The sequence below is a fragment of the Rhizobium sp. TBD182 genome (assembly GCF_001950375.1).
GTDB lineage: Bacteria > Pseudomonadota > Alphaproteobacteria > Rhizobiales > Rhizobiaceae > Agrobacterium > Agrobacterium tumefaciens.
In genome coordinates this window covers 193,385-203,331 of record NZ_BDLN01000010.1, presented here as the reverse complement: position 1 = coordinate 203,331, position 9,947 = coordinate 193,385, and the positions used below count along the sequence as shown (strand labels likewise).

The following is a 9,947-nucleotide window of genomic DNA, read 5'->3' as shown; positions in this document are numbered from 1 at the left end:
AGGCGAGTTCGACCATCGTTGCCCGCAATCGCGGATTTCCCGCTTTCGAGACCCCTTGTTCACGATTGACGTTGCCGCTTTGCCAAGGGGAGGGCGCAAGGCCCGCATAGGATGCGATTTGCCGCCGATTGTCGAAGTGTCGGAACAAGCCTTCCGTGTAAAGTATCGTAGCGAACTCTGGGCCTATTCCTTTAATGCCTAAAGGACCAGGGACAGGACTTTCGTCCTGATCCGGAGATTTTGCATGAGTGACATGGTGACACTTCCATGAACAGAGGGGGGAGACACAAAAAAGGGGTGGACATCATTATCCGCGTTTCAGAGCGGCTTCCGCCCTTCGCGCCTCTACCCCAAGATTATGTAGGATAATATTCTCTCAAAACATTAAAGTGTTGTTAAGCTTATTTTGGCTTGAAATAGATGCTTTAGGCGATACTCAAAACAACTCTAAATAAGCATTTTCTGATTTTCCTGCTAAGGAATTGGTTTGAACATGGTTTTCCTCGGTAGCTGTTCAGTATGGTAGCGACTGTCTGAAGTGAGTTCTTCTAACGCCGAGATCACCGCAGGGCTGAGTTTCCCAGACGTATGATCTTCACCTATAGTTCTGGATCGAGCTGGGGCGTAGTTATGTCAACTGCTTCGCAGCTCTACTCAATCTATTGATGCAGTTATGGAAATCAGATGGATCTGGGATTGAGTCGGCAGCGCTCCGGGAAGGTACAATTGAATTTTGACGACTTCGCCGGCGCGCCATTGCTACCACGAAGCCTGTCGGCGAAAATGTTCGGTAGCCGTAATCGGCCTGCTCAACCAGGTCTACTCTCAGCTCTAAACAGCAGGATGATGGGGGCTACGTGGATGAGGCCAGTGCAACCCTTCGCTGCTGGGTCGCTATGCTTTCGCACGACAACACAGAGATGTTAGAAACGGTAGCGAGCCGAGTGATAGAAGCCGAGCGTTGTAAGCCCCCAGACTAGAGCGCGCCGGTTAAAAACTGGGCCTCACCATGACCGAACGACCAATCAGCGTCGGTATTTTCGAGGAACGAGACCATCACGTCAGAGGGTTCGATTGCACATTTCTCTTTGAAATCTTTGCAAAGATTGTTGTAGAAGGCGACTTTTTGCGCGCGTTCCCTTGGGCGAGTCACAACCTCGATTAGCACAAATTGCTGTGTGCGTGGAATGTCGAGACCGGTATCCAGTGCTCGTAGATGGGAATGCGCGTGCTCATTGAGGATCTGATAACGGTCGCGCTCGGGGACTTGGAACGATCGCACCATTGCGTTGTGGGCGACATCGAGAAGCATATTGATTTGCTCTGCAGAGCGACCCCGGTACACATGGAATTTGACAAGTGGCATATTGGTATCCAGTTCAGATTCAAACGCTCAAGCATCACGTTCCATGATCCAGGTAACGGCGGGGTCAGGGACAAACCGCCATTTGCGCTGCGGCCCTGCCATCACGTTAAGATAGTACATTTCAAAACCGTAGGGCGCGCCACAGGGATGGTGCCCTCGAGGGACAAGAACGACGTCGCCGTCCTTGACCGCCATCGTCTCGTCGAGCTGTCCGTCGTCGGTGTACACGCGTTGGACGCCAAAGCCCGATACCGGGTTGAGACGATGATAATAGGTTTCTTCAAGATAAGTGATGCGCGGAAAATCATCCTCGTCGTGGCGGTGTGAGGGATAACTTGACCAGTGACCCGCAGGAGTGAACACCTCTGTTACCAGCAAGGAGCCGCAGAAGTCCTCATTTTCCATCGCTATGTTGTTGATGTATCGGGTGTTGGTACCCTTGCCCCGCTCCGTCAGGCTTATGCCGTCCGGACCAATACGGCGAGCCCGGTGGCCACTTTTGCCGGGTGCAAGGCAGACGGCGACCGTGCAGTTGGTCACCGCCGTTGCTTCCCATTCATCGCCATTCGGAACGTAAAGGCAGTGAGGAGGCGTTTTTTCGAAAACACTCATCCGCTCTCCCAGCGTACCCCAATCCTGGCCCGCGGCAACGAACGATGCCTTGCCTTCCACCATGACGAGGATCGCTTCATTGGCACCTGTGGTTTCACGGATGCGCTCTCCCTCTCGCAGACGATAGAGAGAAAAGCCGACATAGCGCCAACCTGCCGACTGAGGTGTGATCTCATGGACCTTGCCGTGAGTGCCAAAGGGCTTGCGAAGTAGATTGGCCATTACTGTTCCTCGACGATGGGTTGGAAGATACGGCGCAGCAAACTGCCCGAGCGCCTAATTGACCAAGGCTTGACGCGATTGGAGTTGTTCGTAGCGCGCTCGTGCGATCTCGGATTTCTCGGTAGATCCTACCTCCGGGACCGCCACATCCCACCAGTAGCTACCACCGGCCTCGCCTGGTCCCCGGCTCGGGTCGGTGTCGATCACAATAACACTAGGGCGGTCGCGCTCCCGTGCTGCAACGATCATGGATTCAAGGTCGGCGATATCAGTGGCCTTTTCCGCATGAGCGCCCATTGATGCGGCGTGCGCCACAAAATCAATCTCGGGCTGGGCCTCGATTTCACAGTCCTTATAGAGGTTATTGAATTCCTCCCCGCCACAACCGATTTGTAGCCGATTGATGCAGCCATAACCGCGATTGTCTGTCAGGACGACTGTAATGGGGATACGACGCATTACAGCTGTTGCCAGCTCCGCATTCGCCATCATGTATGATCCATCGCCGACAAAGCAGATGATCTCGCGCTCTGGCAGTGCGAGCTTTACACCCATCGCGCCAGCCACCTCGTAGCCCATGCAGGAATAGCCGTATTCCAGGTGATAGCCACCTTGCGCAGCTTGCCAGAGCAGTTTAAGTGCGCCGGGCATGGTACCGGCGGCGCACATCGCAATCGTTCTATCCGACGATACGCGCTGGACAGCCCCAATGACTTGCGCGTCTGTCGGCAAATATCCCTCCACCGTATTTGCTGGAGCGGCGCAATGAGTATCGACAATATCGAGCCAGTTTTTGCGAGCAATCGGATCAAACCTCGAGCACTTGTGATCGCCCAACCCGGCGCCGATTTTTTCGAGGGCAACTCGAGCATCGGCAACAAGCCCGACTGCGTCATGCTTGCCAGCATCATATGCTTGCACGTTTATCGAAATCATCTTGCGCCCGGGCTCCCTGAACAAGCTCCAGGAACCGGTGGTAAAATCCTGGAAGCGGGTGCCAATCCCGATAATTAGGTCAGCCTTTTCACAAAGCGCGTTAGCGGCGGCTGAGCCATCGACACCCGCGGCGCCAAAGTTCATGGGATGGGCCTGTGCCAGAGCGGATTTGCCGGCCTGCGTTTCTACGACGGGAATACCGTGGCGTGTGGCGAACTCGCCGAGTAGTAGCTCTGCTTGAGAATAGATCACGCCTCCGCCGCAGACAATTACCGGGCAATGCGCGGACTTGATGAGCTCGACGACCCTGGACAGCTCGCGCATATCAGGCTCTGGTCTGCGGATCTCCCATACTCTCTCCTCGAAAAAGTCTTCGGGCCAGTCATAGGCTTCGGCCTGGACGTCCTGACAAAACGCAAGGGTGACAGGTCCGCATGTCGCAGGATCCGTCATCACACGCAGGGCGCGGGGCAAAGCGGTCAACAACTGTTCGGGTCGCATGATGCGATCGAAATACCGGCTGACGGGTCGGAAGCAGTCATTGGCGGAGACCGTTCCGTCTTCGAAGTCCTCCACCTGCTGCAAAACCGGATCCGGCCGACGGTTTGCAAAAACATCGCCAGGGATAAACAGCACCGGAATACGGTTGACATGTGCGAGAGCCGCCGCTGTCACCATGTTTGTCGCGCCCGGTCCGATCGACGACGTCACCGCTTGGGCGCGTCGGCGCTTGGAAGCCTTGGCGTAAGCGATCGCAGCATGAGCCATCGTCTGCTCGTTTTGTCCGCGCCACGTCGGCAGCTTGCTCTTGATACCGTGCAGGGCTTCCCCGAGGCCCGCGACATTTCCGTGGCCGAAGATTGCCCATACGCCATCGATGAAACGCTCGCCGTCTTCATTCAATTGCACGGACAACCAACGCACCATGGCCTGGGCAGCGGTAAGGCGGATTGTAGTCATGTGTCAGTTTTCCTTTGCTGATCGGCGAGCAGTGTCCCAGATGTCGCAGAGCCGGGTAAAACGCCTTGCCATTTGCGACACGGCCGCCTCATCGGTTGTGTCACCCCTCAACCACTCACGGGCCACGTCTGCGAAGATTGTGCGTCCCACGGCAAATCCCTTCACCAGATCAAACGCGGCGGCAATCCTGAAGGATGACGCGAGCTCTTCTTCGGGCGCATCCAGCCCAAGCACGACGATCCCTCGGGTATTGGCGTCATGCGCCTCGATCGCACTGATGGCGTTACGCCAGGCCGAAGGTGACCTCATTGGCTCCAGCTTCCACCAGTCTGGGTAGATGCCCAACGCATAGAACTGCTCGATCAGCCTAGCATTGGTCATGTCATCAACCGCGCCTACCTTCGAGGGAATGATTTCAAGCAGGAACTCCAGGCCATTGCGACGCGCGGCTTGATAGAGGCGCTTGACGGTTCCTTCCTGGCTGGCGCGAAGCGCTGCATCGTCGTCGGGGTGGCAGAAGCACAAGACTTTCACCACGTTGTCGCGCGCCCACTCCCCGAGCCCCCCACAATCGAGGCCCAATTCGGGCTCAAGTGTCAACGGTCGTGAACCCGGCCATTCGCAAGGGCGTCCGACCCAAAGGCCAGTGCCCGTCGCCGCGTGCAGAGCTTGGCGGCCAATTCGATTGTCACAGAGAATTCCGTAGCCCGCTTGTCCGCCCTGTACCAAAAGTGCAGCCTCGAGGCACAGCTTCTTGAAGGCGTCGCCCTTCTGTAGCGTATATCCGTCCATGTCCTCCAACTGCATGCGATGGTCGAAGGCGAACACCCGCATCGTCGACCAGTCACCGCTCGTACGCCGGCTGCGATTTGTCGACCAATGAATTTGCTCCAGTTCGTCGTCGTTGCGCAGATCAGCGCGCGTGATACCGCGCTTCAGAAAGAAGGCCAACTCGTCCAAGCTGGGATAGGCTGGGGTACAACCATGTCGGCTGACGGCAAATGCGCCACAGGCATTGGCATATTCCAAGGTTCTCGGCCATGTCTCCTCGTCGAGCCAGCCCTTGAGCAACCCGGAGAAAAACCCGTCTCCGGCGCCAAGAACGTTGAAGACCTCGATTGGAAAGCCGGGTCCGGACTGCCCCTGATCGAGTTCTTCGGGGATGTCGTTTTCGAACACGACAGCGCCTTTGGCACCGCGTTTGCACACAAGCGTTGCCTTCGACACGGCACGCACGGCCCTGAGCGCATTGATGGTATCGGTCGAGCCGCCTGCAATATGAAACTCTTCCTCAGTGCCGACAATCAGGTCGAAGAAGTGGAGAGTGGATTGCAATTTGGCAGTCACGGCCCGGCTTTCGACGAAGCGGCTTTCACCGTCTCCGTGACCAGCCACGCCCCAGAGATTGGGTCGATAATCGATATCCAGCGCCGTTTTGGCCCCGTGCTTGCGTGCAAGCTTGAGCGCCTTGAGAACCGCGGCCCCGGTTCGGATGTTCGACAGATGTGTCCCCGTGGCAACGACGGACCGCGCCTCAGCAACCAAGGTCTCATCGATGTCTTCTTCGCCGAGGGCCATATCAGCACAATTTTCACGATAGAAGATCAGTGGGAACTGTTCCTCGTCCCGAATGCCGAGGATGACGAGCGCAGTCAGTCGTTCATGGTCAGTCGCCACTCCACGGACATCGACGCCCTCACGCACCAACTGCTCGCGAATGAACCGGCCCATATGCTCGTCACCGACCTTGGTGATCACTGCGCTCTTCAAGCCGAGACGGGCAGCCCCGCAAGCGATGTTGGTGGGGCTGCCGCCGATATACTTGTTGAAGGAGCCCATGTCTTCAAGGCGACCGCCGATTTGCGCGCCGTAGAGATCGACTGATGAGCGCCCAATCGTGATGACATCAAGTGTTTTGTTCATGTGCGTCTCAAGTGGTTAGGGGTAGGCACCGGCATACCCGTCCTCTCCGCGGCAAACGTTGCCGCGGATGCGTCCTGTTCTGAAGTCGATGGCCGCCTCTGAATGCTTAGATTGCCTGCGGTTTGAAGTCCGCAGCGGCGCTTGGCATTACGCCCTGCAGGAGGGCAACGGATTTCTCCAAGCCTTCCAGGGAATTCAAGAGCACATCCTCGTGCTCGATCGAAAGCCACCCGTCATATCCGGCCATCTTCAGACGATAGCAGAATTGACGCCACCACTCTTCACCATGACCGAAGCCCAAGGTGATATAGGACCAGCTACGCGCAGGAATATCCATCAGGCTTCCGTTTTCCAGAAGGCTTGTAACCGCCTGCTTCGGCGCATTGAGGAATGTATCCTTGGCGTGGACATGGTAGATCGCGTCGCCGAGAGCTTCGGCGGCAATCAGCGGATCCGCCCCCATCCAGAACAGATGAGAGGGATCAAGGTTGGCCCCGATGGTCGGTCCGACGGCGTGACGCAGCTTCAGCAGCGATGGCACGTTATAGACGCACTGATTGCCATGGAGCTCCAGAGCGATCCGCTCGACACCATTCTCCTTCGCAATCAAGACAATTTCTTCCCAGAACGGGAGCAGTTTTTCGTCCCACTGATATCGGAGAATTGCCTGCGTCTCAGGTGGCCAGGATGAGACAACCCAATTCGGCATTGTGTCGTTGGCGCTGCCGGCAGGCAGGCCCGACATGGTGCAGACGGTCTTGATTCCCATCTCGCCGGCAACCCGGATCGTATCCTTCAGACCTTCTCCTTGCGTTGGGTCTGTCGGATGCAAGGGGTTGCCGTTCGCATTGAGGCTGATGACCTCAAGGCCGCGGTCGGCAAACCCCTGGAGGAAGGACTTCTGAGCATCCTGGTTACCCAGCATGGCTTTGAGATCGAAGTGCGGCGCGGTAGACCATCCGCAGGTGTTAACTTCCACCCCCGATACGCCCATGCGCTTGGCATGGTCGAGCAGGTCGTCGATTGGCACGCCGCCAAGGCTGTCGGATACGAAACCCAGTTTCATGCATAGAACTCCGGCTTGTTGATCATTGCGACGGCGACTTTCCGCCCTTCGTTCAAAGCTCTGACACCCGCTTCGGCGACGATTGCCGCGCAGTAGCCGTCCCAGCAGCTGGATGCGATCTCCGGGAATGCCCCGGTTTCGACGAAGCGCAGAAAGGCGCGGTTCTGACGGCGATAGGCGTCATAATACCGGCCGCGCCAATCAGCGTCATAACTGGTATGTTGGCCCAGACGTTGGTCTATCCGCGTGAACGCAACCTGGTTCATCGCGATTGAGGCTTTTTCACCAACGAGTTCGGCGCGAACATCGTAGCCATAGGCCGCGTTGTTGTTGATTTCGATATTCACCAGCTGCCCATCGGCGGTTTCCAGCACCATAACGACAGGGGCGACCAGCGCATCCGACCGTTTGGGCTGAAACGCTGCAATCGAAACATATTCTGTGCCCAGAACATGACGGACCACGTCGAATTCGTGGGGCGCCGAATTGGTAATCGCCATTGCGGCCGTAAAGTCAGACGCAGGCGTTTCGACGTTACGATGGAAATTGTGCATCATCAGAGGGCGACCGATTGCCCCGCTTTTCAGCGCCTGCTGCATCTCTACATAAGATTGATCATACCGGCGCATGAAGCCGAGCTGCACGAACCGCTCGCCAGCTGCCATTTCGGTGTTCATCACCTTCAGGCACTCGTCGGATGACTGTGACAGAGGCTTTTCGCAAAGGACCTTCTTTCCAGCTGCGATACAGGCAAGCGACAGGGGGGCATGGGTGAAATCCGGGCTTGCCACGATCACCGCATCGATGTCAGCGCGGCGAATAACAGCCTCCGGATCGTTTCCGACGTCAGCCGCGCCGTATAAGTCGGCGACTTTGCGGGCACGGCTTTCGTCCATATCGCAGATAAGTTGCAGCGTGGCGCCCTGCATTTCTTCTGCAACGATCTTCGCGTGATCCGCCCCCATCAGGCCTGCGCCGATAACTGCAATTCTAATTGTCATGGTTTTTCCCGTGTTTCGGACAAATGGCTGATGGATAGTTGAGAGGTTCGGCGTGCCGGGAACGGATTCCCGACACGCCCGGGAGGAACTACTTCTTGATGAACTGATCGACGTTTTCCTTCGTGATGGAAGCGAAGGGAACCAGCTTCTCCGCCGGCGGCTGTTCGCCCTTCTTGATCCCTTCAACAACCTCGAAGGCGGCCTTCGCCTGACCAGCTGCGTCCTGGAAGATCGTCTGGGACATTTCACCGGCCTTGATGGCGGTCAATGCATCCGGAACACCATCGACGCCGGAGATGAAGACACCCTTGAGGCGGTTTGCACCCTTGAGGGCTTCGAGAGCGCCCAGCGCCATCTGGTCATTGGCAGCGATGATGCCGTCGAACTTCGGGAAGCTCTGGATCCAGTCTTCAGTCACCTTCATACCTTCGGCGCGATCGTAATTTGCCGACAGGCTGGCGAGCGTGGTTACGTCAGAGCGACCCAGGGCTTCTTCGAAGCCTTTCTTGCGCTCTTGCGTATGCGACAGTCCCGGTGTGCCTTCAAGATAGAGGATCTTGGCATCCTTCGGCAGGTTCGCCTTCATGAACTCGCCCTGAAGGCGACCGGCGTCGATGTTCTTGGAGCCGACGAAGGTATATTTGCCGCCAGCCGACTGGATACCGAGTGCAATGACCGGAATGCCTGCCGCGTTCGCCTTTTCCACGCCAGGCACAATCCCCTGATAATCGACGGGAACGACAACGATGGCGTTGACCTTCTGGGCGATGAAATTGTCGATCTGGTCGAGCTGCTTGCTGGCGTCATTGTTGGCATCAGAGAAGTTGACTTCGATATCCGCATCGGACTTGGCGGCCTCGACGAAGGCGTTCTTGCGTGCCATGACGAAGACGTCGGTGTCGGCCATGTTCGCATAACCAACGACGAATTTGTCAGCTGCAAAGGCAGCACCTGCCGACAGAGCTGAGACGGAAACAGCGCAGGCAAGAGCGAGTTTAGCGATGAGTTTCATAGGTTCCTCCCAATTGAGACTAGGTTACGTTTTGCGTCGTGAAGCGCACACACAGTTGGTCCCGGCCGCAATTGTGGTGCGGCTCGAACAGTCAGGCCTTCTTTTTGCTGCGGGCCGATTTTGTCCAGACATCAAGAATGACGGCGATCGCAATGATCAGTCCCTTGATGATCTGCTGCCAGTACGAGCTGACGTTGAGGAGATTGAGGATGTTGTTGATGACACCGATAATCATTGCGCCGATAATCGTGCCGGTGATCGTGCCGGTGCCACCCATCAAGCTTGTCCCGCCAACGACGACAGCGGTGATGGCGTCGAATTCGTAGCCGACGCCGCCTGCCGGCTGGCCGGAATTGATACGCGACATCAGAACGATACCGGCAACCGCGCAGAGGATCCCGTTGAAAACAAACGCCTTGACGACGATGCTATCGGGATTGATGCCAGAAGCTCTGGATGCCCGCTCGTTGCCGCCGACGGCATAGACATACCGGCCGAACTTCGTCTTGTTGAGAAGGACCCATGAAAGGATAACAAAAGCCATCAGGATGAGCACGGAAATCGGAACCGGACCGAGCGAGCCCTGACCGATGACCTTGAAGTCGCCTAGACCGGTAACTGGTGAGCCGCCGGTGTAGAGAAGCACAGCACCGCGGGCGACCGTCGTCATCGCAAGCGTCATGATGAAAGACGGTATCCGGAAGAACGTGATGACAAATCCATTGATCAGGCCGGTAAAGATACCGACCGCCACCCCTGCGCAGACTGCAAGAATGACGCTGCCAGTCATCGCCATGACGCTTGTTGCGATCACGCCGCAAAGCGCGAGCACCGAACCAAGAGACACGT

General features: G+C 56.8%; 8 protein-coding genes and 1 pseudogene. All 9 read right to left on the bottom strand.

Annotation, left to right across the window (positions count from 1 at the left end; all coding sequences use genetic code 11):
• Window positions 1–202: pseudogene (locus T18_RS23375) on the bottom strand (transposase); the annotation flags it as partial.
• A gap of 774 nt (window positions 203–976) precedes the next feature.
• A complete protein-coding gene (locus T18_RS23370; RefSeq protein ID WP_038497205.1) occupies window positions 977–1,366 on the bottom strand; it encodes a tautomerase family protein in 390 nt (129 codons plus the stop codon).
• A 27-nt stretch (window positions 1,367–1,393) separates the two neighbouring features.
• Entirely contained in the window at window positions 1,394–2,200 is an 807-nt protein-coding gene (gene iolB / locus T18_RS23365) for a 5-deoxy-glucuronate isomerase (protein WP_038497202.1), read from the bottom strand.
• Window positions 2,201–2,254: 54 nt separating this feature from the next.
• Window positions 2,255–4,096 (bottom strand): 3D-(3,5/4)-trihydroxycyclohexane-1,2-dione acylhydrolase (decyclizing), encoded by a 1,842-nt coding sequence (gene iolD, locus T18_RS23360; protein WP_038497199.1) that lies wholly within the window; start codon window positions 4,094–4,096, stop codon window positions 2,255–2,257.
• A 3-nt stretch (window positions 4,097–4,099) separates the two neighbouring features.
• A complete protein-coding gene (locus tag T18_RS23355; protein WP_038497196.1) occupies window positions 4,100–6,019 on the bottom strand; it encodes a bifunctional 5-dehydro-2-deoxygluconokinase/5-dehydro-2-deoxyphosphogluconate aldolase in 1,920 nt (639 codons plus the stop codon).
• A gap of 106 nt (window positions 6,020–6,125) precedes the next feature.
• On the bottom strand, window positions 6,126–7,085 hold the full coding sequence (locus tag T18_RS23350; RefSeq protein WP_038497193.1) for a sugar phosphate isomerase/epimerase family protein: 960 nt from the start codon (window positions 7,083–7,085) through the stop codon (window positions 6,126–6,128).
• Window positions 7,082–8,086: a Gfo/Idh/MocA family oxidoreductase gene (locus T18_RS23345; protein ID WP_038497190.1), complete on the bottom strand. Its 1,005-nt coding sequence runs from the start codon at window positions 8,084–8,086 to the stop codon at window positions 7,082–7,084. Before T18_RS23345 ends, T18_RS23350 begins: the two co-directional genes overlap by 4 nt.
• Before the next feature lie 88 nt (window positions 8,087–8,174).
• A complete protein-coding gene (locus tag T18_RS23340; RefSeq protein ID WP_038497187.1) occupies window positions 8,175–9,098 on the bottom strand; it encodes a sugar ABC transporter substrate-binding protein in 924 nt (307 codons plus the stop codon).
• 91 nt (window positions 9,099–9,189) lie between these two features.
• Window positions 9,190–9,947, bottom strand: a 758-nt coding sequence (locus T18_RS23335; protein WP_323455257.1) for an ABC transporter permease, incomplete at its 5' end; no start/stop codon positions are given.

What these genes read in the sequence shown, in the direction of transcription:
- T18_RS23370 (WP_038497205.1), bottom strand. Translation starts at nt 1,366, where the DNA reads ATGCCACTTGTCAAATTCCATGTGTACCGGGGTCGCTCTGCAGAGCAA.
- iolB (WP_038497202.1), bottom strand. Translation starts at nt 2,200, where the DNA reads ATGGCCAATCTACTTCGCAAGCCCTTTGGCACTCACGGCAAGGTCCAT.
- iolD (WP_038497199.1), bottom strand. Translation starts at nt 4,096, where the DNA reads ATGACTACAATCCGCCTTACCGCTGCCCAGGCCATGGTGCGTTGGTTG.
- T18_RS23355 (WP_038497196.1), bottom strand. Translation starts at nt 6,019, where the DNA reads ATGAACAAAACACTTGATGTCATCACGATTGGGCGCTCATCAGTCGAT.
- T18_RS23350 (WP_038497193.1), bottom strand. Translation starts at nt 7,085, where the DNA reads ATGAAACTGGGTTTCGTATCCGACAGCCTTGGCGGCGTGCCAATCGAC.
- T18_RS23345 (WP_038497190.1), bottom strand. Translation starts at nt 8,086, where the DNA reads ATGACAATTAGAATTGCAGTTATCGGCGCAGGCCTGATGGGGGCGGAT.
- T18_RS23340 (WP_038497187.1), bottom strand. Translation starts at nt 9,098, where the DNA reads ATGAAACTCATCGCTAAACTCGCTCTTGCCTGCGCTGTTTCCGTCTCA.